Raw genomic sequence first — 26348 nt, 5'->3', positions numbered from 1 at the left:
TTTATAAAAAAACGAGTTGGTTTCTAAAAGAACAAACGTCATTTATTTTTTGCCAGCTAGATTATTTGTCCCATTTTTTATAAAAAGTTATGATAAAGAAAAGGAGGGATGATGATGGCGCAAACAAATCCACGCAGCCGCTTGGCAGAAATCATTCGAGTGTTCATCAACTACAATGTAGTGCCAAACTTTGTACAGCAAAAAAATCCCGAACAGGTAAAAAAAGCCTTTGAAGAATTAGGCCCCACCTTCATCAAGATAGGACAGATGCTTTCTGTTCGAGAGGACTTGCTTTCCTCTGCCTTCACTCAGACATTTAAAACATTACAAGACAGTGTACCTAGCGACACATTTTCAACGGTCAAAAAGACGATCGAAACGGAACTTTCTCTTTCGGTATCAGATATATTCGATGATTTTTCCAAATCGCCTTTTGCCTCCGCTTCTATGGGACAGGCTCACCGTGCCAAGCTGAAAAGCGGTGACGCGGTAGTTGTTAAGATCCAACACCCTAACATTGCCGAAGAGATTCGCCTTGATCTTCAACTATTTGAACGTGCAATCCCTTTGATCAAATACATTCCTGAAACTAGCGTAGTTGATCTAAAAGGGGTACTCCAAGAAGTAAAACGTTCCTTGATCAATGAAATGGACTTCTTAAAAGAAAGTCAAAATGGCGAACAATTCTATCAAAAGAACAATGGCTGGAAAGAGATCCGCAGCCCCAAAATTTATGACGCTTTTTGTTCGAAAAAAGTGATCGTGATGGAAGAAATGTCTGGTAAAAACTTGAATCATTTGATGAATGCCGAAAACAGAACAGAAACTTTTATCACCGGTATTCAAAACAAGCAGCTGAAACAAGAAGTTGCAAAGCTTTTAGTTGAGAACTTTATGAAGCAGGTGTTTGATGATGGTTTTTTCCATGCTGATCCTCATCCGGGGAATTTGCTGTTCCATGTGCTAACAAAAGAAGAACAGACACGAGCTCGCCGAACAACTGAAACAGTTCATGAAAAAGAGTTCGGTCCCTTTGCTTTTCGAGCCTCTACTTCTATAGAAGACCCTGTTGCGCCATATACAGTCAACTACATTGATTTTGGCATGATGGGGCATCTTTCTGCAGGTCTTAGGCAAAAGCTCACACAAGCCGTTTTAGCGCTGTATACGAAAGATGCTTATCGAATCGAAAAAGCGGTCCTTCGACTTTGTCAGCAAGAAGGCTTATTTGATGAAAGTCGGTTTCACCAAGAACTGACAAGTTTTCTTGAACAATATTATGATTCCCCTATTGATGAAATCAACTTGCAAGAAGTATTCGCACAAGTCGTGATGATCTGTCATCAAAATAATCTGCAGTTCGACCGTGATATCACGCTTTTGCTGAAAGCATTCGGGACATTAGAAGGGGTGATCCGTGTCCTTGACCCTGAAGTTTCCCTCATGGAAATTGCTTCGCCTTTTGCCCAACATTACTTTCTCACCCATTTGGATGTAGAAGATACATTGAAACAAAGTGGATTAGACCTATTAGAAGGAATGAAGGCTGTGCCTAAGATTCCACAACAACTTCATCATCTATTAGAAATGTGGACTTCGGGACAAGGAAAAGTCAATTTGGAATTAAAAAAGCAAGACAAATTATTGAACAGGATCGAAAGTATGATCAATCGACTTGTTTTCGGTATGATTTTAGCTGCATTGATCGTAGGATCTTCCCTGCTTGTCCAAGCTGCACCTGTAGAAAACGCAGAGGTCGTTTCCTTATTAGGGATATTTACGTATGCTATTGCAGCATTTGTCATTATTTTTTTAGCAATCGATGCATTGATCCAAATGTATAAGAAGAGGAAAAAGTAGAAAAAAGTTGGGAGAAAGCTGTTCTGTCTCAAGCAATAAGAATGACCAAATAAAAATAACTCCTCCTATTTTACCGTTTTTTGAGCTAGTACCGAACAACAAAAAAAGGAACAAGGAATCCATTTATCCTGTTTCCCTGTTCCTTTTTTGGTGTATTCGCGCACAAGTAAACTTACCTTCGTTACCTACTATCTTCTGTACTTGGTAAACCTTGGTCAATTGCCTTTTTCAACGCTTGACGAAAAGTCGTATGATCTTTATCTGTAAAGGGTTTTGGACCCTTTGTCCTTATGCCAGCTTTTCTTAACTTCCCACTATGGTAACGTTGTTCGAGAAGCGTGCCGATATTCGCTTCATCAAATTCTTTTCCAGAGTGATGGAACACTCGCACACCCTTCGGCAATACAAGTGAAGCTAAACCATAATCTTGCGTGATCAAAAAGTCATTCTTCTTAACCATACCGACGATTTTATAATCTGCACTATCAGCTCCACGGTCTACGTAGACGATTTGGACATGATTAGCGTATTCTTTGGTCGTATAATGATCTACACTGGTTACGATAATCACGTCGAGACCATAGGATTCTCCTAACTTTATGACATCGTCTTTTACTGGAGAACCATCCCCATCAATGAATAGCCTCATTCTTTTTCGCCTTCTTCCATAAATGATATACAGTCACCAATCCGCTCATTAAGAGACCGACATTGATCCATTTGGCTAAAATAAGCAGTTGCGCACTTGCTATCGGCACTGCTCCATGGTTCAGCATGATCAGTAGTAGATGGATTGGCTCTCCCATTTCTTTTGATAAAATAAACAAAAGCGTCATCAATAAAAACTGGTGGATCACACTTCCTTTATTTTGAGTAGTGTACTTGGCAATAATCCGACGATCCATTGGAATAGCTACATCGGTTTGATAGTATTCCTTATTTAGCCAACTGCCTGTTACTACGTGCCAGAAACTAAGCAAAAAGACACCTATCGCAAAACCATTTGGAATCAAGAGGACCAACAAAGAAGAACTCAGTCCAAGCAATTGCGTAGCCAATGGAGACCATGATAAACGTTTCAAAATCAATGGTCCGACTATTTTTGCTGCAATCAAACCGGCAGCATAAGGAAAATACATATAAAACGGAAGTTTCTCTAATCCGTACAGTATGCCAACATAAAAACTGCTAAACAAAAAAAGAAAATTCCCTAACATTCCATTTAGAAAAGTAAACAGATTCAGCCAACTTGGCAACTTCCATTCCTTCTTCTGGTGGCCTAAGACGAACACGAACACAATGAACAACACCAAGAAACCATAAACAGCAAGATCAAAAAGCCTTTCATCGAATAACAATCGGGCATTTCTCAAAAGAAACAATAAGCCAAAGAACACCAAAAATAAAACAAGCTCCCGCGTAGCCACTAGATTTCTTTTCATATCTTTGAAATCCAGTTCGTAACGCGGATAATGACTGACCGTGTGGTAGGCCATGACGTAAAAAAGTGTATAAATCGTAAAGCTTGCTGCAATCTGAGTCGGTGCAGGCAGTCCGATTGCTTGATACAGGAGGAATAGCCAGATAGCTGCAAATAAGTACTTTTTCCCATCCATATTGATAAAGCCTTGCATCTTCTCATGGAAATTGACCGTGATATTAGCAGGTACAAGCCATGCTGCACTTAGCCCTAGAAGAACACTTGAAAAATAAAACAAAGGAAAATAAAATACGCCTAGTATTCCAAGTAATGAACCAGTACCACCCATCAGCAGAGCGATCATCAGCAACGTGTAACTATCTAGACCAAATCGTAGACTATTGACTAAAAACAGCCCAGTCATCCGAAAGGCATAAAACAGCGTAAATGGCAAAATCGTCAGCCAATTATGCGAATCTGTTATTCCCAAAAATAAAAGATAAGGAATCAAAATAACCGTATTGCTTAAAATAAAGGGCGTTGTTTGCGTAAAATTGCGCCCAAATCGTTTGAGTTTTTCGAACATGACAATGGCTCCCTTAAACAGTCTTATAACTAATCTGCTCTTCGATTTTAGCATTAAAGGGGAAATAAACCAATTTTACAGAATATATTCTTGTAAAAAAAAAAAAATGCAGAAAGAAGCATAAGCTTCTTTCCGCATTTTTACGGTACTTGATTACTCAAGCAGACAAGCCCTTCTCCACAAAAGTCTTGCCCGACACCCCTGCATCCGGCAGGTGATAAAGATAGAAATCAATTATCCTGTGCCTCCAAAATCAATTAGGAGCTCTGTAAACCAGAGTCCTTCTCGACCCGTCGCATGAAGTTACTTTAACACAGTTCCTAAGATTATGCGAGAGCTTTTTTCATTTTATAATCGACCATTTGAAATCCTTGACCGATATCTGAAACAAGTTCTTCTGTAATCTCAAACCCTTCATGCTTATAAACCTCGATTGCTTGGTGATTTCCCTGGTTCACTCGTAAAAAAATCTCTTTTTCCTTTGTTTGCGCAGCAAGTTCTTCATACCAGCGAAAAACCGAAGAAGTCAATCCTTGGCCACGGGCTTTATTCAGCAAATATAATTTACTTAAATAGATTTTACCTTTTATCTCTTCATAAGCAGTGTAACCGACAGTCTTTCCTTCACTTTTTAATAAAAAATAAGAAACGCCTTCTGCCAGTTCTTTTTGGATCTGCTTTTTTGACTGATAAGTTTTCAGCATATAATCGACTTGTTTTTGACCAATAATTGGTACAAAAGCTTCCGGCCATACTTCTTGAATGACTGCCATCAGCTCATCCAGTTCATTTTCTGTTACTTTTATTTTTTCCATACACCCACGTCCTTTTTTACATTATAAATGACCTTGCGCTTGATGGAATAAAAAGAGCATGATCATACTGTACACACCTACCGACCACGGCTTCAAGAAAATCACGATCTGCATAAACTCTCTAAAAGATAATTTCGTCAAACCAGCTACTAGACAGATCAAGTCGTCTGGCGCAAAGGGAAGCAGCAAGGTAACGACTAATACTTTTTTGATATCTTTCGTTTTTCTTGTCAGCAATTCATCAAATTTTTGATACTTTTTTGGCGATAAAATAAGCTGGACAAAGGCTACACCATAGTAACGGACAAGCAAAAATCCGATTGCTTCCCCAATCACTAGACCAATACAACTATATAAAAGCCCAAATCCATTGCCAAACATCAGCATGCCAGCTACCGAAGAGATCCCTCCCGGCAAAATAGGAATGATCACTTGGATCACTTGCAGCAGAACAAATACTATCACTGCATACTTGCCGAATTCCTGGATAAACGCTTGCAAAGAGGTGCTTGAACGAAAAATCCCATGATGATAAGCATAGAGAATCAACACAAAGAAAAACAACAGACCGATGATTGGCATGATCTGAAGACATTTTTGTAAAACTGATGCTTTTTTAGACATCTTTCTTCCTCATATCTTTTTTCATTTGCTAAAACTGCCTCCTTAGGGGGTGATGCAAAAGTAGCTTCTTCGGAAAATTCCTTCTTATTTATTGAAGCTGACTACTTCTGTCACAACCTCTGATTCACGGTGCTCAATCAGCTGACCTTCGGTATTAGCTCAAAAAACGGTAAAATATAAGTAGCTATTTTTCCGTTTTTTCTCTCTAATACTCAAGTCAAGACGCTGATTTCACAACCTCTTGTTATAAATAAAAAAACAGTTGACTGGTGACTGTTCAAAAAGCAGGATCCTTGCTTTTCAAACGGTCGCAGTCCGTTCAACTGTTTCACTGCGCACTATTTATGGTTTAAGAAACTAGCCACTTTTGTTGTAATCAAATCAATAGCAACGTGGTTTTCTCCGCCTTCTGGAACAATGATATCCGCATAGCGCTTCGTTGGTTCGATAAATTGATGATACATCGGTTTAACAACTGTCAAATATTGCTCGATCACGGAGTCCAATGTGCGTCCCCGTTCTTCCATATCCCGTTTGATACGACGAATAATACGAATATCATCGTCTGTATCTACGTATACCTTGATATCCATCAAGTCACGCAGACGTTCATCTTCTAAGATCAGGATTCCTTCTAGAATGATCACTTCTTTTGGTTCCTGAATGATCGTTGCCTGACTTCTTGTATGCGCTACATAGTCATACACGGGTTTTTCAATGGCTTTATAGTTCAGTAAGTCGCCTACATGCTGAATCAGCAGATCATTATCAAAGGCAAAAGGGTGATCGTAATTTGTGTTCAATCGTTCTTCAAAACTCAAATGGCTCTGATCCTTATAATAAGAATCTTGTTCAAGCATCATGATGGAATGGTCCGGGAAGTTGTTGAAAATCGCACGGCTGACACTTGTCTTTCCGCTTCCTGACCCACCCGTCACACCAATGATAATTGGCTTGCTTTTTGTCATTGACTAAAACCTCTTTCGTATCCGTTTTTTCATTCTAATCTATTATAGCGAAAAAACACGAAAATGCTATATTTTTCTGAAAATTAATCCTTTTCAATTTCCAATAATGAGTAAAGTTCTTCTAAAGAATCGATTCGATAAGTGGGTTGGATCTCTTCGATTTCCGGCAATTTGTTTTTATTGAACCAAATCGTATCGATCCCTGCCATGTTCCCTCCTTTGATATCAGAAGTCAGTGAATCGCCAATGATCACCGTCTGCTTTTTATCAAGATCAGGAATGCGGGAAAATACATGATCAAAAAATTCTTTCATCGGCTTTTGCGCTCCGACAGCTTCTGAGACAAATATATCCTTAAAATAATCAAGCATTCCTGCATCTGTTAAACGCTGATATTGAGTATGCGACACACCGTTCGTTACAATATAAAGTTCGGCGTGAGGGTGGACCTTTTTCAGAAGTTCTAGACTCCCTGGAACAAGGTCATGTCCTTGGTTCAAGTAGTGACGATAGCGTTTCTCCATTTGGCGACTATCTACTGTTTTCCCAAATTGTTGGAAGAGTAATCCAAAACGACTGCCTGTTACTTCTTCTCGTGATAGTCTGCCCTTTTCAAATTCCTGCCATAAATGATGATTCAAAGCCTTATAGCTCGTTTTGATTTCTGGTGTCAACGTGATTCCTTGCTCTGCGAACAAAGTACTTAAAGCATTTGCTTCAGTTTGTTGAAAGTCTAGTAATGTATCATCAACATCAAACAATAAAGTGTTATATCTCATCTTTTTGATCTCCTATTTAAAATAAATACTTAACTTTTTCATCTCTGCTAGCGTCAACGATCGGTACTCGCCTACTGCCAACTGTTCATCTAATTCCAATGGTCCCATGCTTAACCGCTTCAATGCGATCACTTTCTTTCCTTGGGCTAAAAACATCTTTTTGACTTGATGGAATTTTCCTTCTTGGATCGTCAATAAAACAGTACTTTGGTGCTTGTCTGCTTTGAGTATTTTTAGATTAGCCGGCTGGCACTGGTACCCATCAGCGAATACGATTCCTTTTTCAAATGCTGCTACGTCTGCTGATGTCACCCTTTCGTTCACCACTGCTTGATAAGTCTTTGAGACCTTTTTTTCAGGAAGGAGCATTTCATATCCCAATTGGCCATTCGAAGTAATCAGCAATAGTCCTGTTGTATCTCTATCCAGTCTTCCCACCGGATAGAGCGGCTGAAAACGATCGGCACTTGCAATCAGATCGATTACCGTCGTCTTTTCTGGATCTGACACGGCAGTCACAGCTTTTTTAGGCTTGTTGAGAAGATAATAGGACTCATTTGTTTCTAAATGTTCACCTGCTACTTCAATCCGATGCAGCAAACTGTCTACATTTCGATTTTGTCGAAATTCGACTGTGCCATCGACCATCACTTGCTTCAAAGCAAACAGCCGCTTCATTTCCTTACGTGTCGTTTCTAATTTTTCTTCTATTAATTTATCTAAGCGCATACCGTTTCCTTTCTTATTACTAATAAGAATTATACCTTGAATATGTTTGCTTGCAAATAAATCAACAGCGTTATTCCTTGACTTAACCAGTAGTTCGCGTTACGGTTAAAGAGTAAAGTGAATTGGATTTCTCATACACAGCGTAATGACCTGGTGGAGAAAAGTTGAATCCTGACTTTCTAAGGGGAGATGCGCACATCTCTCCTTTTGCGTTTTTTTAAGCGCCCTGCCTTCGATGATGTGCACGAGATTAGCCTTTAGAATTCACTTAAATAAAATCTGTCCGTTACCAAAGCAGACAGTCACATTTTAAGGAGGAATTTTGGTTATGTCAGTATCATTAGAAGTAAGTAAAAGAGAAGTACGTCCCCGTTCATTAAGAAATAAACTTCGTCACGAAGGGAAAGTTCCAGCTGTTGTTTATGGGTATAAAATAGAAAGTACCCCTATCTCATTCGATGGTTTGACACTAAGCAAATTGTTGCGTGAACATGGAGCAAACACAGTTATCACGATGGACATTGACGGACAAAAAGTCAATACATTGGTTCATAAGATTCAAACGAACACTTTTACTAATCATTTCGAGCATGCAGAATTTCTATCTGTCAACATGTCGGAAGAAACAGAAGTCGAAACAGAAGTCGTTCTTGTTGGCGAATCAATTGGTGTTAAATCGGGTGGAGTGTTAGCTCAAAACTTGTATACAGTAGTCGTATCTGCTACACCAGACAAATTGCCTGAACGAATTGAAGTCGACGTGACAAACTTGGAATTAGGCGATTCTATTACAGTAGCCGATCTTCCAAAAAACGACGATTACAAGTTCGTGACCGACAGTGAAGAACAAATTGCTGCTGTAGTCGCTCAAAGTGAAGAAGAAGAAAGCACAGGTGAAGGCGGCGAACCAGAAGTAATCGGTTCAAAAGAAGAATAATACTGAAACAATCAGGTGGTGTTAGAAGTGGCGGGTCAGCAGCTTTTAACACGCCTTTTTTATTTCTAATCGTTTATTTTCATATGGGGCTTCCACTTTTGTAAATAGCTTTGCAAACGAAAAATCCTGATTTACCAAGCTTTCCCTCGCATATTTTTATCGTACCTTTATAAAAATTTATACTTTGAAAAAAAGTATTCAATTATTGTTGCATTTTTCCTGATTCTTTATTAGAATGAACCCTCGTTAAAGTAAGTATTTCTAGTTTATCCTATGATTGATTATAAAAATAAAAACATTCGTTGATTCGAAGGAGGTTAACCAGATGTTTGAAAGTTTTGATAGCAGCCGCAACCGTTACGCTTCAGTTGGTGTAGTATCAAGTTTGCCAGATGAATTGATTGACAGTATATGGTTTATTATTGACCTAGATCTTAAGGGAGTCATTCCATTAGAAAATATATTAACCTTTGATTTGATCGAAAATCGTGGAAAAGTGACAATGCATTTTTCTCAAGCAGGAAGCAATGTGGAAATGGATATTGATTTACCGTTTGCCTATTCGAACCAATTTCCTGCTCAAGTATACGCCTATGATGACGGTACGAGAGAAACGATCCTTTTACCAAGTGAGATCAGACAATATTAAGGTGATAGATAAACGTGGATGTCCCTTATTTTACAGACCAGGCCAAGTTGTTGATTCTTTGACTCAATTCTTGGCTTCTTTTTATGGAATTTCATCAATTATCATTGATTTCTAATTGGTATTCTCAGGATAAACGCTATATACTACTAACTAAATTTTAAAGATATAAGGAGTTTAAAAGATGCGCGATTTAACAAAAGGAAGCCCCGCTAAACTGATTTTGCTGTTCACTGTTCCTTTACTGATCGGAAACGTTTTTCAGCAGTTTTATAATATGATCGATATGATCATCGTGGGTCAGACACTAGGTAAAAATGCGCTAGCAGCGGTTGGTGCAACTGGAAGCCTGACATTTTTGATCATTGGTTTTGCCCAAGGGTTAACAGCTGGTTTAGCCATTATTACTGCACAACGTTACGGTGCAAAAGATTATCGAGGTCTGAAGAAAAGTTTTGCTGCTAGTGTTGTTATTAGTCTTGTCGTCACTGTGATTTTAACCGTCCTGAGTCTCCTGTTTATTCGTCCGATGCTTCAGTTGATGCAAACTCCTCCTGAAATAATTGATCAAGCACAAACGTTTATTTCAATTATTTTGTTAGGAATCTTTGCATCCGTCAGTTTCAATTTGCTTTCTAATGTCATTCGCGCACTTGGTGACAGCCGCACACCATTATTCTTTCTGATCATTGCGGTTATCATCAATGTCGTACTTGATTTGATTTTTATTATCTATTTTGGTATGGGTGTGGAAGGTGCAGCTATTGCTACCGTAATCGCACAAGTTTCTTCTAGCGTACTGTGTCTTGTGTATATCAAGAAAAAGATGCCTTTGTTACAGTTACGCAAAAAAGAGTTCAATTTTGATAAAGAAGAGTTTCGTGTACATCTAAATGCAGCTTTGCCAATGGCGTTCCAGTCTTCAATCATCGCTGTCGGTGCTATCGTATTACAAGCGGCACTAAATAGCTTAGGGACAGATGTTGTGGCTGCTCAAGCCGCTGCTGGTCGTATTGATCAATTTGCCAATCAACCGATGATGTCATTTGGTATCGCAATGGCGACTTTCACTGCACAAAACTATGGTGCAAAAGAATATGGTCGAATCTTGCAAGGTGTACGACAAACTTTATTGATGAGTGTCGGATTTAGTCTTTTAGCAGGTGCTATCGTCATTTTCTTTGGACATTTCTTTGTTCAACTGTTTGTTAGCCCATCAGAAACACATGTATTTGAATTAGCACAAACCTACTTCAATATCAATGGGTCTCTTTACTGGATCTTAGCAGTCCTGTTCATTTTACGCTACACGCTTCAAGGTCTTGGACAAAGCAAGATTCCTACGATCGCCGGTATGATGGAATTGCTTATGCGTTCTTTTGCAGCTATCGTTCTTACAGGAATGTGGGGGTATCCAGGAGCCGCAGCAGCTTCTCCTCTAGCTTGGATCGGCTCTGTTGCAGTGTTGCTTTACTCTTACATGCGTTCGATGAAACAATTGAAACATATGGGTGAAGAGGAACATTTCACGTTAGAACATGCCGAAGCAAGGTAACCTTGATTAAAAGAAATCGGTGCGGCTAAAAATGAAAACTTTTATTGAAAATATCTTCTTCGTTTACCGAAAACAGTTTTTTTAGATAACAAAATGCTGTGACATTTTTTGTCACAGCATTTTTTCTTTTATTCTGCATCTCTTTCCATGGTCTCTACTTTGAAATAATCGATATGCGCATGCTGGTATTCTAATACCGTGAAACGGAATGAGGCAATCTCAATGATCGTTCCTGCTTTTATTTCTTTATATCGGCTAGAAGCAAATCCCGCAAGTGTAGTAAAATTCGTTTCTTCAAACTCTGGAATCTCTACATGAAAATAACGTTGAAAATCATCTAATGTTAGTTTGCCGGAGATGATATAAGAGCCATCTGACTGTTCCGCTATCAACGCTTCGTCCAAATCTGTCTCATCCCGGATTTCCCCGACGATTTCTTCTAAAATATCTTCAATCGTTACTAAGCCGCTTGTCCCTCCATATTCATCTTTTAAGATAGCAATATGTTTTCCTTTTTTTCGCATGATCGTCAATAATTTTTTTATAGGGATTGTTTCAGTTGTTACGATTGGCTCTTCAATCAAATGTTCTACTGTCAGTTGGTCATCTTTATAAGATTGCTTGATCAAATCTGGTAAGGTAACATAACCTAGAACATTGTCTTTGGATTCTAAAATCACCGGATAGCGAGTATGTCCTTGCTCAATCGAAGCTTTTATCGCTTCTTTTACTGTTTCTGAAGCTTCGAATACTTGCATAGACGTACGATCTACTTGTATATCTTTTGCCAAGGTATCATCAAATTCAAACACGTTTTCCAAATAATGATATTCTTCTTTGGTTAACTCACCTTTTTCATAAGAATTCAATGCGACTAGTGTCAGCTCTTCTTGAGACAAGGTTTCTTCTCCTTCAGATACGAGGCGCACACCTAAAAGCTTTCCTAGACCCGCTGCTGAATGATTCAATACCCAAATAAAAGGAAACATTACTTTATAAAAATAATGAAGCGGTTTGACTACGAACAAGACGACCTTCTCCGTATTGACGATACTATAGCTCTTAGGAAGCAGTTCGCCAATAACCACATCGATATACGTCACTAAAATAAATCCTAGCGCCACAGAGATTGTACTGCTGATAGCCGAACTGAAAGGTAGTTTACCGATCACTGGTTCCAGTAGAGCCGCGACAGAGCCTTCACCGACCCACCCGATGATCAACCCGGTTAGCGTAATTCCTAATTGACTAGCTGATAAATAATTATCTAAATGGTGTGTAACATGAAGAGCTAGCTTGGCGTTCTTCACGTTTTCCTTTTCTAATTGTTCCAATTTTGATCGTCTGATTTTCACTAAAGCAAATTCACTTGCTACAAAAAATGAAGTAATTGCGATCATCAAAAATAAAATAATGAAATTGATAACCATATTCTCCCGCCTTTCTCTTTTTCTATTGTACCCTTTTTCTACAAAAAAATTGAAAATAATGCGTATTTATATTAGGAGTAAAAAAAGAGATGTGGCTGAAAAATGCCACATCTCCTTCCTATTAAAAGCATTGCGTTACTTGTTGCTAAACAGCTTTTTCATGATCTCTGATAAAAACGGTATTCAAAAGCTGAATTTAGATCAAAGCGCTACTTTCACAACCGCTCTTTCAACCATGTTTTCCGAGTATTTCCAATGATAAGCGGAACAGTTTCATGTTTTACTTCGCTGTACTCTATCCCAAACCATGTTTCTGGCGAGGTAGCGATTTTTTTGATTGCCAGTTTTGCCTGCATGATTTGACGTTGCCATTTTCCTAGAGTTGTCACATTTGAGACTACTTCATCAATCAGAACAAATTGGAAATCGCCAACTTCCCGTCCTGGTGTCAAAGAGTATCTTTGTGGCTGTTTTGGCAAACGACCTTGTTTCATCAAATCATGGATGACTTGGCGAACATATACGTTAATTTCCTGTTGGACCCTGAAACCTAAGAACAGATTCACTTGGACAATAAAGTCGGTGCCCATCATATCTACTTGATATTCTTTCGTATATGGCTCATCCGTCACTTCCACATGAACAAACCAATAGACTCTTGCTCTTTTAGGTCGCTTATCTAAAATCGAATAGATGAACTGTCGTCCCACTTTATCTTCAGCCATATCAGGAACTAGGAAGACAACATTCGTCTGATAGATTGGTAAAGAAGCATCATCACGTAATTCTTTAAGCTGTGGGATATAATCCCTCAAAGACACATCCTCTGTTGACGATTCGCGGATAATGTTCCCTTGTTCCCAAATGAACATCACGACTAAGATGATCAAACCAATCAGAACGGCTACAAAACCGCCACGGAAGAATTTGACGACACTTGAGATAAAGAAAACGACTTCTATTGCACCAAAGAAAAAGGTAACTAAATATGCAAACCAACGAGAATGCCCATTTTGGATAAGATAAAAGTAAAGCAATGCCGTCGTCATCAACATGGTCACCGTGATCGACAGACCATAAGCAGCTTCCATATGATGGGAAGTTCGGAATGTGACGACCACTAGAGAACAGGCGATCCATAGAATCAGATTGACTGCTGGGATATACATTTGCCCGATACTGTTCCCAGGATACATGATCTTTAATCGAGGCAGCAGTTTCAACTTGATAGCTTCCGAAACCAGCGTAAACGAGCCTGTAATCAATGCTTGCGAAGCAATCACCGCAGCAACTGTTGCAAAAGCAACGCCAATCACGATCCAACTTTGAGGCATCATTTGGAAGAATGGATTCAAGTTCTTGATTTGCTGTGCTTCAGGGTTTTGATAAACATTCAATAACCATGCAGCCTGCCCAAAATAATTGATGACCAAACAAATTTTGACGTAAGGCCAGCTCAAACGAATATTTCGTTTGCCGACATGTCCAAGATCGGAATAAAGCGCCTCTGCACCTGTCGTAGCCAAGAAAATATTTCCAAGAATGAACAAGCCTAATTTGTTATCTGCACTAAAAAGCAGCTGGATTGCGTAATAAGGGTTCAATGCACGGATAACTGTCCAATCCTGGCTAAAATTCAGCAACCCCATTACTCCTAAAAAAGTAAACCAAGCGAACATGATTGGTCCGAATGCTTTTCCGACAATATCTGTACCAAAGCGTTGGACCATGAATAAGACAAAAATAATAACTAAAGTGATAATGACGATCACGTTCTGGTTATTACCGAACCGGTCAAAAAACTGCGGAATTCCCCGCAATCCTTCAATCGCAGTCGTTACCGTCACAGCAGGGGTCAATACCCCATCTGCTAGTAAGGCAGCTCCTCCGATCATTGCAGGAATAATCAAATATTTCCCACCTTTTCGGACAAGTGTGTAGAGTGAGAAAATTCCACCTTCCCCATGGTTATCTGCATTTAGTGCAATCACGACATATTTGATCGTTGTCAGTAGAGTCAATGTCCAAAAAATCAATGAGACTGATCCGATAACAAAATCAGGATTAATTCCTGTCAATCCGCCATTATCTTCAACAATCGATTTCATCACGTAAAGCGGACTTGTCCCGATGTCACCGTAGACGACTCCCATCGCTACAAGCAGGCCAGCCATTGATATTTTTTTGGTATTGTGCGTTGTTGCCACGTTTTCCCCTCATTTCTTGTTATATGGATATCCTTTAGGTAAGCTTGAATGATAGACGATATTCTTATCCATGACACCCACTTTCCTAAATTGCTTCTAATTATCCAAGTAACACACTGAAGTGTCAACTTATTTGAATAAAATTATTCTTTCTTTGGTCGTTCCCTGATACGTCTTGCCACAAATGAATAAAGCGCAAGGCAAAAAATTGCACCCAATAGTGCTGGGATCAAATAAAAACCGCCAAGTTCCGGTCCTAGCGGTCCTAGTAAAAATTCGCCAAGCCAGCTGCCTAAAAAGCCGATAATGATATTTCCAGATACACCACCTGGGACCTCCTTTCCCAAAATGGCACCAGCTATCAAACCTAACACACCGCCGATAAACAACGACCATAAAAAGTTCAGCATAGCCTTCCCCTCCTTCGTCCTTTTATCTCACTTTTATTTTACGCTTTATTTAGAAGGACTCCAAAAATATGCACCAAGAAACTTCAGTAAAAAAAGAGAGATGACAAAAATCGTCACCTCCCTTTTTTTCGAATAATTGTTGTTCTCCTGTCAACTTCTTGATCACAAAACACAATATTCATAAGAATTAAAATTATTTTGCTTCGTTTTTCGTTGAACCATCTTCATTCAACATTGCTTTTCTTGACAGATTTACGCGTCCTTGTTTATCGATTTCCGTTACTTTCACAAGGATCTCATCACCTAGTTTAACAACATCTTCGACTTTATTGACACGATCGTTTGCCAATTGAGAAATATGGACAAGTCCATCTTTTCCTTTGATCAAGTTGATGAATGCACCGAATTTTTCGATACGGACAACTTTCCCTAGATAAACTTCACCGACTTTGACTTCTTTTGTCAGATCTTCGATGATCTTGATGGCTTTTTTGATCATTTCTGCATCAGCAGAAGCAATACTTACTTTTCCATCTTGATCGATATCGATTTTTACACCCGTTTCATCGATGATTCCATTGATCGTGTCTCCGCCTTTACCGATGACATCTTTGATTTTAGCAGGTTCGATCTGGATCATTTCGATTTTTGGTGCATATTGGCTTAATTCTTCACGTGGAGCAGCAATCGTTGAAGTCAATTCTTCTAAGATTTCCATACGTGCTTGTTTTGCTTGAGTCAATGCTTCAGTTAGGATTTGTTCTGTGATTCCTTGGATCTTGATATCCATCTGCAAAGCAGTGATACCATCTTTTGTACCGGCAACCTTAAAGTCCATATCGCCAAGATGATCTTCCAGCCCTTGGATATCTGTTAAGATCGTATAGTTCTCACCATCAGAAACAAGTCCCATCGCAATACCGGCAACAGGTGCTTTGATTGGTACCCCTGCGTCCATCAATGCTAACGTGCCAGCACAGATACTTGCTTGGGAAGAAGAACCATTTGATTCCAATACTTCTGCTACCAAGCGGATCGTATAAGGAAATTCTTCTTCTGAAGGGATTACTTGTGCCAATGCTCGTTCTCCTAATGCGCCATGTCCGATTTCCCGACGTCCTGGAGATCCTGCACGTCCTGTAGAACCAACAGAAAACTGAGGGAAATTGTAGTGGTGGATGAATCGTTTGCTGACTTCAACCCCTAAACCGTCAATGATTTGGTGCTCTCCTAAAGGTGCGAGTGTACAAGCAGATAAAGCTTGTGTTTGTCCTCGTGTGAACAATCCTGATCCATGTACACGTGGCAATAAGCTGACTTCTGATGACAATGGACGGATTTCATCCAATTTACGCCCGTCAGGACGGATTTTATCGATGGTAATCAATTCACGTACGACATCTTTTTCTAAATCTTCCGTGATTTGTTTGACTTCTTTCAATAAGTGATCTTCATCTTCGTGACCTGCAAATTTCTCAGCGTAAGCTTCACGAATATCGAGTTTCACTTGCTCAATGTTCTCTTCGCGAGCAAGTTTTTCTTCGGTCATTACTGCTGCTTTCATTGTAGCGTAAGAAGCATCAAAAATTTCTTTTTTCAATACTTCATCAACTTGCAGTAAAGTGACTTCCATTTTTTCTTTTCCTACTGCTTGAACGATTTCTTCTTGGAAAGCAACTAATTCTTTGATAGCGTCAAAACCAAACAGCAATGCACCAAGCATGTCTTCTTCTGAAACTTCTTTCGCGCCACTTTCAACCATGTTGATCGCTTGTTTCGTACCAGCAACAGTTAATTCGATATCTGTTTGTTCTGCTTGCTCTACCGTTGGATTCAAGACATACTCACCATTTACACGACCAACTTCTACACCCGCGATTGGACCATCAAATGGGATATCTGAGATTGATAGTGCTAAAGAAGAACCTAACATCGCTGCCATAGCTGGTGAACAGTCAGTTTCTACACTCATCACGATGTTCGTTACTTGGACTTCATTACGGAAGCCTTCCGCAAACATCGGGCGGATCGGACGGTCGATCAAACGGGCAGTCAATGTTGCTTCTGTACTTGGACGACCCTCTCGTTTGATGAAACCTCCAGGGATTTTCCCTGCTGCATACATTTTTTCTTCATAATTGATCGTTAATGGGAAAAAGTCTGTATCTTTTGCTTCTTTAGAGGCCACAGCTGCACTTAAGACCACTGTATCTCCATAACGGACTAAAACGGCTCCGTTTGCTTGTTTTGCTAGCTGACCGACTTCGATTTGTAAGGGACGGCCGCCCCATGTCGTTTTGAATACTTGTTTTTCTGACATAACTTCTCCTTTTCCTTCTCGTGAAAGCAAGACGCTACTAAACAAATGAAAACTGCCGAAAGCCGTTTTTTGAGCAGCTTTCATTTGGTTAGTAGGAGTCCATCTAGCTTGATCACGGAATTTTGCTTAATTGATATACGAGTAAAAAAAGTGAGATTCATGTGAATCCCACTCTTTTTGACTAAAATTAACGACGCAAGCCTAAACGTTTGATCAATTCGCGGTAACGTTGAACGTCAGTTTTACGTAAGTAAGCTAACAAGTTACGACGGTGACCAACTTTTTTCATTAGGCCGCGGTATGAATGATGGTCTTTTTTGTGCACGCGTGCATGTTCATTCAAGTGGTTGATTTCTTCAGTTAATACAGCGATTTGTACTTCTGGAGAACCAGTATCCCCTTCATGGCGAGCATATTCGTTGATGATTTCATTCTTGCGTTCTTTTGAAATTGCCATTTCTTTCACCTCTTTCGATTATTCCCCTGCGACTGAGTAAAACGTTGGTGATTCGCTTAACCAAGTGGCAGGCCGTGCGCCTAGAGCACACAGCTATACTTTACCTGAAACCGGGCTGGAAATCAAGTGGTTAATCATTAAGAAAAAGTAGTTTTCAAACAATCTTACTACTACTTTTCCATTTTTGTGGTAAACTATAATGCGAAAATAGACTTGAATATAGTCTTCTAAGAAAGGGGTACATATTCCATGATTACAATGGATGATATCATTCGTGAAGGAAATCCGACCTTACGCGAAGTTGCAGAAGAAGTTTCTCTTCCATTAAGCGAAGAAGATCTCTCTTTAGGAAAAGAGATGCTTGAGTTCTTAAAAAACAGCCAAGATCCAATCAAAGCTGAAGAATTGCACTTACGAGGCGGTGTTGGCTTAGCTGCGCCTCAATTAGATATTTCTAAAAGAATCATTGCTGTTCACGTACCAAGTGCAGACCCAGAGGTAGATGAACCTTCTCTAAGTACTGTTATGTATAATCCTAAAATTTTGAGCCATTCTGTTCAAGATGCTTGTTTAGGGGAAGGCGAAGGCTGTTTATCTGTTGACCGAGAAGTACCAGGATATGTCGTTCGCCACGCCAAAATCACTGTGTCTTATTATGATATGAATGGTGAAAAACACAAGATTCGTTTGAAGAATTATGAATCGATCGTCGTTCAACATGAAATCGACCATATCAACGGTGTGATGTTCTATGACCACATCAACGATCAAAATCCATTTGCATTAAAAGAAGGCGTATTGGTGATCGAATAGAGATTTGGATTGATCCTTCGATTCTAATGGCATAAGAAAGCTTTATAAAGAGGTTGTGAAAAAGCTGTCCTGCATCAAGTAATAAGAACAGCCAAACAAAAATAGCTCTTCCTATTTTTCGTTTAGTTAGGCTTATTACCTCAGATGCAAGCTTTTGAACATATTCGGAATAAAGGGGCTGTGACACGTCGTTTGTCACAGCCCCTTTTTTATGTTTCGCTACTAAATTTAAAATGAAATTTCCTGAAATCAAAATTCAAGATGTGGCTGTGTCTTGGATAGAGATAAAGCTTTATTGGGAATTACCTGTTTTTTATCTCCAGAAGGATAACTTTTACGTGTCGTTACGTCTTCTAGAAGTTGCCCTAACCCCTGTTTTCTTGAATCTAATGTGGTTGCACTCGTCGTTTGGGAGGGAGTTTCCCACGTCTTTATTAACTGTCCCACTCGCTTCGATTCATTGCTGTCTGCCCAAGATTCTGCTTTTATCAACGATATTTCTTTTTGTGTATTTGTACTTACATTTTGCTTTGTTGGACTATCTTGTTTCCAGTTGTTTGATTGATTATTTTCTTTATGCTGTATATCAGCTGCTTGCATGATATCTGATAAGGATTGATGGTTATGTCGAGAAGCTAAATCCTTTAGTTGTGACGGCTTGTCTTGATGTGTATTTTTTGGCTGAATCGTTTGATCTGTCTTTTGCTTTGATTCCTCTCTATTTTCCAAAGGATTTATTTCTACTAGCGTCTCTGTCCTCGTACTATTGTCTTGTTTTGCCGTACTTTTTGGCTGAGTCAACTGTTCATTTGGTCTTAGATCCATGCCAAAGTCTTTGACACATGCTTTCCATAATTCGGGATTTGCCTCCCATGGTGCCATTCTGTTTTGTGCTCCATTGTAGAAAACTACTTTCTCCCTAAGCTCTGGCGTATGATAAATATAACGGAGAGCTGCAGCACGTGAGTCTATCCGGCTTCCATTAACAATTCTCACATCTTTATCAATGCTGTAATCGTTACACATCACGATCGTTATATCAGATCGTTCTTTTGCGACTTCTAACATTATCTTTTCAAAACAGGCATCTATATTTTTTCTTATTGTAAGGTTTTCTGGTTGAAATTCCCTACGAGAATTTATAATTGAATTGATTTCGTTCCACAAAATAAGCTTTTTGTTTTTAGACTTAAATTCAGAAGCATAGGCGTAAGGAGTGAAAGGAATATTTTTTTTCTCTCCTTCTCTAAGTTCTTTTTCAAACATCGGGTGCTTATCGAGAAATTTTTTTATATCTTTTTCTTCTCCATAAATCATATACATCCTTTGATTATCACTTTGCCTTACTGTACTGCTTGGGGCAATTCTGGCAATTCTTTTGTAATGTTCTTGTTCAGCTAGAGAGTTAAGACCAAAACTATAAGAGTAAGAAATGAAAGGAATATTTTTTCCCTCTCCTTCTCTAAGTTCTTTTTCAAACACTGGATTCTTATCGGCAAATTCTTTTATGTCTTTTTCTTCTCCACTGTTTTGCCTTACTGTACTGCTTGGGGTAGTACTCTCTAAATTTTTGGCTTGTTCGTTTACAATCTTAAGATCAGAAGCAGAAGCATCAGGAGTGGAAGGAATATTTTTTTCCTCTCCTTCTCTAAGTTCATTTTCAAACACTGGATTTTTATCAGCAAATTCTTTTATATCTTTTTCTTCTCCACTGTTTTGCCTTACTGTACTGCTTTGCTGTAAATGATTGGCTGCATAGGCTGGATCCAACGTAAGATTCGTAATCCTACATTCTTCTTTCCATGTCACAGCAAGACCCTCATCTCTTTCCCAAGGCATTACATCAGTCAGCTTACCTTTTAAATCGTACATAACAACACTGTTATCATGCCCTTCTCCATATAAATACACCCTTCCTGCCAGTTCTTCTTTGTTATGATAAACATAACGGAGCGTGTGACTGGGATAACTCTCTTCACCTCCATTAGCAACTTGTCTTTCTTCAAATGCTACATTAACACTCCAATTTGCTACTATAGTCATTAAGTCACCAGCACCAATAGCACTTATCTCATCCCTTGCATTTTCATATTCAGGATCATAGTAAAGATAAAAATCGATTCTTGGATTCGTTTTTGCTACTTCTACGGCTATCTGTCCTCTCAAGTCGTACAAATAATCGTTGACTCTTTCCTTCTCAGAAAGCTGTGATGTACCATCAAAAGTTAGATTTAGATTATTATAGATATTCTCTAGTTTTAGCTCTTCAAACTTCCTGCTCACCTTCTGGAAATCGTTCCATAAAACCCATCCTTTGATCTCAGGGGAAAGATACTCCGTGAAGTTTTGAAAAAAGTGCTGCTGGAACTTCTTATCAGAAAGCTGTTTCGCATGGTCGAACATAGTATTTGTTATAGCAGTTAGATAATCAGTACAGTATACTCCTTCAAATCTCTTACGCCCAGATTCCTTATCAATACATAAGCCAATTCTTTGTTCTTCTTGTTTTTCAGGATTCATTTCATATCCGCCCCCATTATTTTGTTATAAAAAAGTATACATTACTTTCATACAGACAAAGCGAACACCTTTTTCTTGAAAACAAAAAAACTGGCGTTTAAATTTCGCCAGTTCTTCGGTGTTTTTTTATGGTGCTTGTCATTCTTCGTACAAGATACCTGCTTCAGCTAGTTTTTGCTTGATTGTTTTTAGCATTTTTTTAAGTCTATCTCTTTTTAACGTTCATAGAATCTTATTATTTCTCGTACACATGGCTTTTTATTAGCCGAAGTTTCTCTCTCTTCTTGCTGTCTGATTTGTGCCATTCTTTGTTGTCCAACTTGGGATGTGGAAGCACTTATTAGTTGATCGGTGCTTGTTGATGGCTGTTCATTCCTTATACCCACTGTTTTTAAAAGACTCGATAACTGCTGTGGCTGTTTTTTTATCAACTGTTCTGGACTCTTTCGATGTTTTACCTGAGTGTCTATTGATTGGTGTAAACTTGTTTCGCTTTCCTTCTTTTCATGAAGTTTATTTTCATTATTAATGCTAGGTGTAAGAACGACACTTTTGCATGCATTTCTCCACGCTTCTGCAATCTCTTCTTTTTCCCATGGTAATCTATCGGCAATTTGTTTATGACGATCAAACAGAACAATTCTTCCTTCTAACTCTGATTTATTGTGAAATGCATATCTGAGTATCCTACCGATACATTTTTCATTCTCCCTTTCCGTTCCTTTTGCAAATTTTTCTTCAATATCTAATATACCAGCTCTATCAGTACCACGCCGTTCTATCTTATCAGCATATTGATCGATATCTATGCTACGCCTGCTACTATCACTAGAATTGCTAGTATCACTATCAGAATAATCAGAATAATCAGAATTAGTCCAGCCAATAACATCGTATGCTGCATAAATTTGTATCGGATCATAAAAAAGTGTCAATTCAGTCATGGGATTTCTTTTTACTATTTCTACCGCTATCTCCCCTTTAATCTTATGCAAGTAGGATATGAGGGTTAATTCCTTAGACCACGTCATTGGTATTTCAAAATTGATATCTAATTTTTTATATATGTTTTCTAATTTGAATTCCTCAAAGCTTCTACTGACTTTTTGGAAATCGTCCCATAGCTCCCAATGTTTTTTATCTGATGGGATATATTTTGTAAAATTCTCATAAAAATGTTGTCTGAAATCTGGATCATAAAATTTCCTTTGGTTTTTGAAGATTGCACCTATCGTAGCAGAAATATAGCCATCAATAGACTCTATCGTATGCTCTGCTTTTGTAGGGTTTTTCTGTCGAAAATTATCCTCATCTGCATATTTTCCAGTTTCTGACACAAATAAACTGATTTTCCGGTGCTCTTGCGGTTTAATTGAAGCAGATAAATCACTTTGTCCATCCATCTGTGGAAGTAGAAATGTCAAAGTCTCTTCTCTACTACTTCTTGACCAAACTGTACCAAGCTCTTTTGACTTGGCCCAAGGAGCTACATTAGTCAACACATTTTTTCTGTCATAATAATAAATCCGACCACCTAATGAGCTCTCATTATGATATAAATGGTGTAACGTATCTGAAGTTTCAGCCAGATGCAATTTTTGAGCAATAGCATTCTCTGTCGATTCTACACGCTTTTTCCATTTTGTTTTTGAAATTGGCGTATAAAATTCTAAATTTTTTACGCTTTCCCAAGCTGGATCATAAAAAACACCGAGTTCTATTTTCGGGTTTTCTTTTGCTAGTTCTACTGACATTTTCCCAAACCATTGATTCAAGGAATGCTTAAACCCTTGTTCAGGATACGCTTTTTTCATGAACTCATCCCATCCTACTATATTCTCTAAATGGAATTCTTCAAACTTACGACTGACTCGTTGAAATTCTCCCCATAGTTGTCCTTGTCTTTTTGTAGAAGGGATATACTGGTCGAAATTTTCAAAAACATCTTGGTTTAGCTTTCCTTGTATCCCATTTTTCTCCTCTAACATTTCTGCAATTATTTCTATATACTTCTCACAGCTTTCCCATTTGTAATTCTTCTCTTCTAAATCATGAAAAGTAGCGTTGAATTCTTTTCCGTTTCCATAAGTCAATAAAATTTTTTCTTGTTCACTCTTATGGATCAGGCTTTCTTTTAATCCCACGAATTTTTCTTCATTTGGTGAAATCACACCGCTCCATAGATCAGTAAGTTCCTTGTTTTTAGCCCATGGTGCTAAAATTATGTGGTCGTTTTTATAAAAATTCACTCTATCTCTCACTGTTTTTTCAAGAGGATATATCAGCCGTATCATAGCTCCTATTTCCGTTTCATCTACTCCTTGAATGATATCCTTCTCAATATCTTTCGCTTTTTCATCTCGATGTTCATACCCATCTGCTAAAGCTTCTATCCGTTCTTCTTTTGTTTTATACTCGCCATTTTTCAGCTTCTTATTTAATAGCTTTCCTTGTTCAGCCTTAGGATCATAAGAGATATACAGTTCAACGTTTGGATTTCCCTTTAGTATCTCTACTATCAGCTCTTCTTTTTTTTCGTTTAAAAGCTCTTCTGCTTGCTTATATATTACTGATAAGTCTTGCGAATCGAAGGAAGGTTTGTTAAATCCTGCATCTCTAAAAATTGTTTCTAGATGGAGTGCTTCAGAAGAGCGAGTTGCTTTGTAAAGGTCATTCCATAATGGCCACTTTCGATTGTAAGTGTAAATATTCTCAGAAAAATTTTCAGAAAATTTTTTTAATCTTTCAGATACGTATTCAGAGTCCTCAAAGTTTCGGATGAATTTAATTAGGCTGTGCGCGAGCGTCTCTATGTATTGATCTAATTTTTCCTCACCAACCTCGTTATAATACAGCTTGATTTTTTGTGCTTCCAACGCTCCTTGGTCTTGCTTATTTGGATCCATCTCATATCCGCCCCCATTATCTTGCTAGTTATGTTACAAAAAAAGCGTACAATACTTTGTGCAGACAAAGCGAACACCTTTTTCTTGAAAATAAAAAAACTGGCGTTTAAATTTCGCCAGTTCTTCGGTACTGTTTTTTATGGAGCTAGTCATCCTTCGTACAAGATACCTGCTTCAGCTAGTTTTTGCTTGATTGTTTTCAGCATATGCTTTTCTGGGTATCGGATCGTATGCAGATGGATTCCTCCTGTGAGTTCGGATAATAAAGAAGCATTGCTCTTTTGATAACGTCTCATAAATGAATCGATGTCTTGTGGCGTTTTAATGTGCAACGTACCTGTTAATTCACCGTAAAGCGGATGTTCTACGATTACATCAATGATTTCGCCGCCATTTTCAACGATGAGTCTCAACTCTTCGTCTGTTTGATCTTTTCCGTGCTGGACCGCGATTTTACTGATATGTCCAGTATTGGTTTCTTCTGTTTCAAGGATATAACCTCTTGCTGTTGCCACGATACTTTTACCTGCCGCTCGTAGTAAAGCAATATCACCGACAATAATCTGACGGCTGACTCCAAAAGTTTTCGCAAACTTGCTAGCACTCACTGGTTTTTCTGTATTTGCCAAGGTTTGCATGATTTGTTTTCGTCGTGCCTCTCCTTCGATCACACTTATTCCTCCTTCATTTTGTTTTGGTATTCGCGCGAGTGTTTCATCAAATCAACATATGTGTTTGTTATTGTTTCCTTGTATCCCTTATTTTTCAGCAGTTTAGCAACTTTATCCAATACTTGCTGCTCTCTTTTTTCATCATAAACTGCTTGGTTTCCTTCTTTTTTTACTTGTCCTATTTTAGTTACTGTATCCATTCTTTTTTCTAATAAAGCAACTAATTCTCGATCGATCGTATCAATCTTTTGACGTAATGTTTCAAGAGACTCTTCTAACGGTTCTTCCTCTACTGTCTTGATGATACGAGCAGGATTTCCTGCAATCACTACATTGTCGGGGAAAGATTTGGTCACAACCGAACCTGCGCCGACCACTACATTGTTTCCTAGCGTGACACCCGGCGTGACGATCACGCCTCCGCCTAACCAAACATTATCACCGATTTTTATGGGTTTTGCGTACTCCAAACCACTGTTACGTTTCACTGGATGTAATGGATGTGTTGCCGTATACAGCTGGACATTGGGAGCGAACATGCAGTTATCACCGATTTCGATTGTGCTGACATCTAAAAATGTACAGTTGAAATTTGCATAAAAATTCTCACCGACAAATATATTATATCCGTAATCAAAATTGATAACTGGCTCCATATAGATTTTTTTCCCTGTACGACCAAATGTTTCTTTCAACAATTGGGATCGCAATTCCGCTGATTCGGCTTGGTTGATGATTTGGCTTTGACTTCTTGCAAACATACGGTCGGCAACCAACTCAGGGTCATTGGCAAAATAAAGCTCGCCTGCAATCATCTTTTCTTTTTCTGTTTTGAATTCAGTCATAGTCTACTCCTAATTCTTGTATTTTTTTGAAAACAACCGCTCCGTCTTCCTGAATAAACGTATAAGGTTCCGCTAAATAAACAGGCGTTTGATTGATTACTAAAATTTTGGCTGACGGTTGGCGAAATTGTACCAGATCACAAAATGGATGAACTTGAAAACTCGTTCCAACAATGACGACCAGCTCTGCTTGGCTGACGGCGTAAGCCGCCTGCTCAATGACTTCATCTTGAAATCCTTCACCATATAACACAATGTTTGGGCGTATTTGTCCGCCGCATGCTTGATGTTTGTCGCTGTGAAGATATTCTTTCCAGTCTACTGTTTGTTTACATTTTCGACAATGACATTGATACAAACTTCCATGAAAATTGACGAGTTGCGGGCTCTTAGCTTTTGCGTGCAACCCGTCGATATTTTGCGAAACGACCCAGATATTTTTTTCTTTCGCCAGATGTGCCATTTCTAAATGAATAATATTTGGTTTTGCTTCAGGATGATAGATCTTTTTGACAAATTGATAGAATTTATCCGGTTCATTCACCATTGCTTGATGACTCAGCAAGTATTCCGGCTGTTCCATTCCGTGGTAGATTCCTGTCAGTGATCGATAATCTGGCACTCCAGAAGGTGTGGATACCCCAGCACCGGTCAAAAACGTGATTTTCTGATGAGTCAATATCTCTTTTGCTACTTCGTCTACTGTTCCTTGTTTCATGTTTTGTCACCTCACTTTCCATTATAGCCCATACTCAAACAAATTTATTGTTGAAAAGTGTGAAAAATAGGAATAAAAAAGTGTGAGGGACATTTGAACAATTTATCACAATCCACACTGACAAAAGAATGA

General features: G+C 38.7%; 22 protein-coding genes. 5 read left to right on the top strand and 17 right to left on the bottom strand.

What is annotated here, in order from left to right:
- Nucleotides 1–114: 114 nt before the first annotated feature.
- Nucleotides 115–1860, top strand: coding sequence for an ABC1 kinase family protein (locus OZZ83_RS03215; RefSeq protein WP_278023409.1), 1746 nt, complete (start codon nt 115–117; stop codon nt 1858–1860).
- Between the two features lie 181 nt (nt 1861–2041).
- On the opposite strand, the gene OZZ83_RS03210 is transcribed toward OZZ83_RS03215, so the two are convergent.
- The 7 genes from OZZ83_RS03210 to OZZ83_RS03180 all read right to left on the bottom strand — a co-directional run bounded on the left by OZZ83_RS03210 (nt 2042) and on the right by OZZ83_RS03180 (nt 7781).
- Entirely contained in the window at nt 2042–2509 is a 468-nt protein-coding gene (locus OZZ83_RS03210; protein WP_002309757.1) for a YaiI/YqxD family protein, read from the bottom strand.
- Nucleotides 2493–3866, bottom strand: a complete 1374-nt coding sequence (locus OZZ83_RS03205; RefSeq protein WP_002345469.1) for a hypothetical protein — start codon at nt 3864–3866, stop codon at nt 2493–2495. Before OZZ83_RS03205 ends, OZZ83_RS03210 begins: the two co-directional genes overlap by 17 nt.
- A 326-nt stretch (nt 3867–4192) precedes the next feature.
- On the bottom strand, nt 4193–4681 hold the full coding sequence (locus OZZ83_RS03200) for a GNAT family N-acetyltransferase (protein WP_002293430.1): 489 nt from the start codon (nt 4679–4681) through the stop codon (nt 4193–4195).
- 21 nt (nt 4682–4702) lie between these two features.
- Nucleotides 4703–5305, bottom strand: coding sequence for a TVP38/TMEM64 family protein (locus OZZ83_RS03195; protein ID WP_002293431.1), 603 nt, complete (start codon nt 5303–5305; stop codon nt 4703–4705).
- A gap of 338 nt (nt 5306–5643) precedes the next feature.
- Nucleotides 5644–6273 (bottom strand): uridine kinase, encoded by a 630-nt coding sequence (gene udk / locus OZZ83_RS03190; protein WP_002289751.1) that lies wholly within the window; start codon nt 6271–6273, stop codon nt 5644–5646.
- A gap of 83 nt (nt 6274–6356) precedes the next feature.
- Complete coding sequence (locus OZZ83_RS03185; RefSeq protein ID WP_002309760.1) at nt 6357–7052, bottom strand: YjjG family noncanonical pyrimidine nucleotidase; 696 nt, start codon at nt 7050–7052, stop codon at nt 6357–6359.
- Between the two features lie 12 nt (nt 7053–7064).
- Nucleotides 7065–7781: a 16S rRNA pseudouridine(516) synthase gene (locus tag OZZ83_RS03180; RefSeq protein ID WP_002312433.1), complete on the bottom strand. Its 717-nt coding sequence runs from the start codon at nt 7779–7781 to the stop codon at nt 7065–7067.
- Nucleotides 7782–8109: 328 nt separating this feature from the next.
- Here OZZ83_RS03180 and OZZ83_RS03175 point away from each other — a divergent pair, with 328 nt between their 5' ends.
- The 3 genes from OZZ83_RS03175 to OZZ83_RS03165 all read left to right on the top strand — a co-directional run bounded on the left by OZZ83_RS03175 (nt 8110) and on the right by OZZ83_RS03165 (nt 10919).
- A complete protein-coding gene (locus OZZ83_RS03175; protein WP_002309762.1) occupies nt 8110–8718 on the top strand; it encodes a 50S ribosomal protein L25/general stress protein Ctc in 609 nt (202 codons plus the stop codon).
- Nucleotides 8719–9043: 325 nt separating this feature from the next.
- Nucleotides 9044–9367, top strand: a complete 324-nt coding sequence (locus OZZ83_RS03170; RefSeq protein ID WP_002289744.1) for a DUF960 domain-containing protein — start codon at nt 9044–9046, stop codon at nt 9365–9367.
- Between the two features lie 181 nt (nt 9368–9548).
- Entirely contained in the window at nt 9549–10919 is a 1371-nt protein-coding gene (locus tag OZZ83_RS03165; protein ID WP_278023408.1) for an MATE family efflux transporter, read from the top strand.
- 128 nt (nt 10920–11047) lie between these two features.
- Here the strand turns inward: OZZ83_RS03165 and OZZ83_RS03160 are convergent, their stop codons facing one another.
- From OZZ83_RS03160 to rpsO, 5 genes are all read right to left on the bottom strand, one after another.
- The gene (locus OZZ83_RS03160; protein ID WP_002309763.1) at nt 11048–12349 is read right to left on the bottom strand and encodes a hemolysin family protein; all 1302 of its coding nucleotides are present in this window, start codon (nt 12347–12349) and stop codon (nt 11048–11050) included.
- 215 nt (nt 12350–12564) lie between these two features.
- Complete coding sequence (locus OZZ83_RS03155) at nt 12565–14556, bottom strand: KUP/HAK/KT family potassium transporter (protein WP_317548485.1); 1992 nt, start codon at nt 14554–14556, stop codon at nt 12565–12567.
- Between the two features lie 143 nt (nt 14557–14699).
- Nucleotides 14700–14966 carry a GlsB/YeaQ/YmgE family stress response membrane protein gene (locus OZZ83_RS03150; protein ID WP_002293441.1) on the bottom strand — a complete coding sequence of 89 codons (267 nt, stop codon included), beginning with the start codon at nt 14964–14966 and terminating at the stop codon, nt 14700–14702.
- A gap of 193 nt (nt 14967–15159) precedes the next feature.
- Nucleotides 15160–17286, bottom strand: coding sequence for a polyribonucleotide nucleotidyltransferase (gene pnp / locus OZZ83_RS03145; protein ID WP_002344721.1), 2127 nt, complete (start codon nt 17284–17286; stop codon nt 15160–15162).
- 187 nt (nt 17287–17473) lie between these two features.
- Entirely contained in the window at nt 17474–17743 is a 270-nt protein-coding gene (rpsO, locus tag OZZ83_RS03140; RefSeq protein WP_002289282.1) for a 30S ribosomal protein S15, read from the bottom strand.
- A 249-nt stretch (nt 17744–17992) separates the two neighbouring features.
- Between rpsO and def the strand changes: the two genes are divergently transcribed.
- The gene (gene def, locus OZZ83_RS03135) at nt 17993–18556 is read left to right on the top strand and encodes a peptide deformylase (RefSeq protein ID WP_002309767.1); all 564 of its coding nucleotides are present in this window, start codon (nt 17993–17995) and stop codon (nt 18554–18556) included.
- 249 nt (nt 18557–18805) lie between these two features.
- On the opposite strand, the gene OZZ83_RS03130 is transcribed toward def, so the two are convergent.
- The 5 genes from OZZ83_RS03130 to OZZ83_RS03110 form a co-directional block, all read right to left on the bottom strand.
- Nucleotides 18806–21076, bottom strand: a complete 2271-nt coding sequence (locus tag OZZ83_RS03130) for a hypothetical protein (protein ID WP_278023407.1) — start codon at nt 21074–21076, stop codon at nt 18806–18808.
- A gap of 215 nt (nt 21077–21291) precedes the next feature.
- A complete protein-coding gene (locus OZZ83_RS03125) occupies nt 21292–23982 on the bottom strand; it encodes a hypothetical protein (RefSeq protein ID WP_325066008.1) in 2691 nt (896 codons plus the stop codon).
- A gap of 149 nt (nt 23983–24131) precedes the next feature.
- The gene (locus OZZ83_RS03120; protein WP_002316587.1) at nt 24132–24653 is read right to left on the bottom strand and encodes a transcription repressor NadR; all 522 of its coding nucleotides are present in this window, start codon (nt 24651–24653) and stop codon (nt 24132–24134) included.
- 2 nt (nt 24654–24655) lie between these two features.
- The gene (locus OZZ83_RS03115; RefSeq protein WP_025477129.1) at nt 24656–25498 is read right to left on the bottom strand and encodes a chorismate mutase; all 843 of its coding nucleotides are present in this window, start codon (nt 25496–25498) and stop codon (nt 24656–24658) included.
- Nucleotides 25491–26216 carry an NAD-dependent protein deacylase gene (locus OZZ83_RS03110; protein WP_278023405.1) on the bottom strand — a complete coding sequence of 242 codons (726 nt, stop codon included), beginning with the start codon at nt 26214–26216 and terminating at the stop codon, nt 25491–25493. The genes OZZ83_RS03115 and OZZ83_RS03110 overlap by 8 nt, the downstream gene beginning before the upstream one ends.
- Nucleotides 26217–26348: the final 132 nt, after the last annotated feature.

The sequence above is a fragment of the Enterococcus sp. E5-162 genome (assembly GCF_035725965.1).
Lineage (GTDB): Bacteria > Bacillota > Bacilli > Lactobacillales > Enterococcaceae > Enterococcus_B > Enterococcus_B lactis.
Note: the sequence above shows the minus strand (reverse complement) of the source record. Positions and strands in the feature narration are given on the sequence as shown.

What these genes read in the sequence shown, in the direction of transcription:
- OZZ83_RS03170 (WP_002289744.1), top strand. Translation starts at nt 9,044, where the DNA reads ATGTTTGAAAGTTTTGATAGCAGCCGCAACCGTTACGCTTCAGTTGGT.
- OZZ83_RS03160 (WP_002309763.1), bottom strand. Translation starts at nt 12,349, where the DNA reads ATGGTTATCAATTTCATTATTTTATTTTTGATGATCGCAATTACTTCA.
- OZZ83_RS03110 (WP_278023405.1), bottom strand. Translation starts at nt 26,216, where the DNA reads ATGAAACAAGGAACAGTAGACGAAGTAGCAAAAGAGATATTGACTCAT.
- OZZ83_RS03210 (WP_002309757.1), bottom strand. Translation starts at nt 2,509, where the DNA reads ATGAGGCTATTCATTGATGGGGATGGTTCTCCAGTAAAAGACGATGTC.
- OZZ83_RS03125 (WP_325066008.1), bottom strand. Translation starts at nt 23,982, where the DNA reads ATGGATCCAAATAAGCAAGACCAAGGAGCGTTGGAAGCACAAAAAATC.
- OZZ83_RS03185 (WP_002309760.1), bottom strand. Translation starts at nt 7,052, where the DNA reads ATGAGATATAACACTTTATTGTTTGATGTTGATGATACATTACTAGAC.
- udk (WP_002289751.1), bottom strand. Translation starts at nt 6,273, where the DNA reads ATGACAAAAAGCAAGCCAATTATCATTGGTGTGACGGGTGGGTCAGGA.
- OZZ83_RS03115 (WP_025477129.1), bottom strand. Translation starts at nt 25,498, where the DNA reads ATGACTGAATTCAAAACAGAAAAAGAAAAGATGATTGCAGGCGAGCTT.
- OZZ83_RS03195 (WP_002293431.1), bottom strand. Translation starts at nt 5,305, where the DNA reads ATGTCTAAAAAAGCATCAGTTTTACAAAAATGTCTTCAGATCATGCCA.
- rpsO (WP_002289282.1), bottom strand. Translation starts at nt 17,743, where the DNA reads ATGGCAATTTCAAAAGAACGCAAGAATGAAATCATCAACGAATATGCT.
- OZZ83_RS03180 (WP_002312433.1), bottom strand. Translation starts at nt 7,781, where the DNA reads ATGCGCTTAGATAAATTAATAGAAGAAAAATTAGAAACGACACGTAAG.
- def (WP_002309767.1), top strand. Translation starts at nt 17,993, where the DNA reads ATGATTACAATGGATGATATCATTCGTGAAGGAAATCCGACCTTACGC.
- pnp (WP_002344721.1), bottom strand. Translation starts at nt 17,286, where the DNA reads ATGTCAGAAAAACAAGTATTCAAAACGACATGGGGCGGCCGTCCCTTA.
- OZZ83_RS03175 (WP_002309762.1), top strand. Translation starts at nt 8,110, where the DNA reads ATGTCAGTATCATTAGAAGTAAGTAAAAGAGAAGTACGTCCCCGTTCA.
- OZZ83_RS03205 (WP_002345469.1), bottom strand. Translation starts at nt 3,866, where the DNA reads ATGTTCGAAAAACTCAAACGATTTGGGCGCAATTTTACGCAAACAACG.
- OZZ83_RS03215 (WP_278023409.1), top strand. Translation starts at nt 115, where the DNA reads ATGGCGCAAACAAATCCACGCAGCCGCTTGGCAGAAATCATTCGAGTG.
- OZZ83_RS03130 (WP_278023407.1), bottom strand. Translation starts at nt 21,076, where the DNA reads ATGAATCCTGAAAAACAAGAAGAACAAAGAATTGGCTTATGTATTGAT.
- OZZ83_RS03200 (WP_002293430.1), bottom strand. Translation starts at nt 4,681, where the DNA reads ATGGAAAAAATAAAAGTAACAGAAAATGAACTGGATGAGCTGATGGCA.
- OZZ83_RS03150 (WP_002293441.1), bottom strand. Translation starts at nt 14,966, where the DNA reads ATGCTGAACTTTTTATGGTCGTTGTTTATCGGCGGTGTGTTAGGTTTG.
- OZZ83_RS03165 (WP_278023408.1), top strand. Translation starts at nt 9,549, where the DNA reads ATGCGCGATTTAACAAAAGGAAGCCCCGCTAAACTGATTTTGCTGTTC.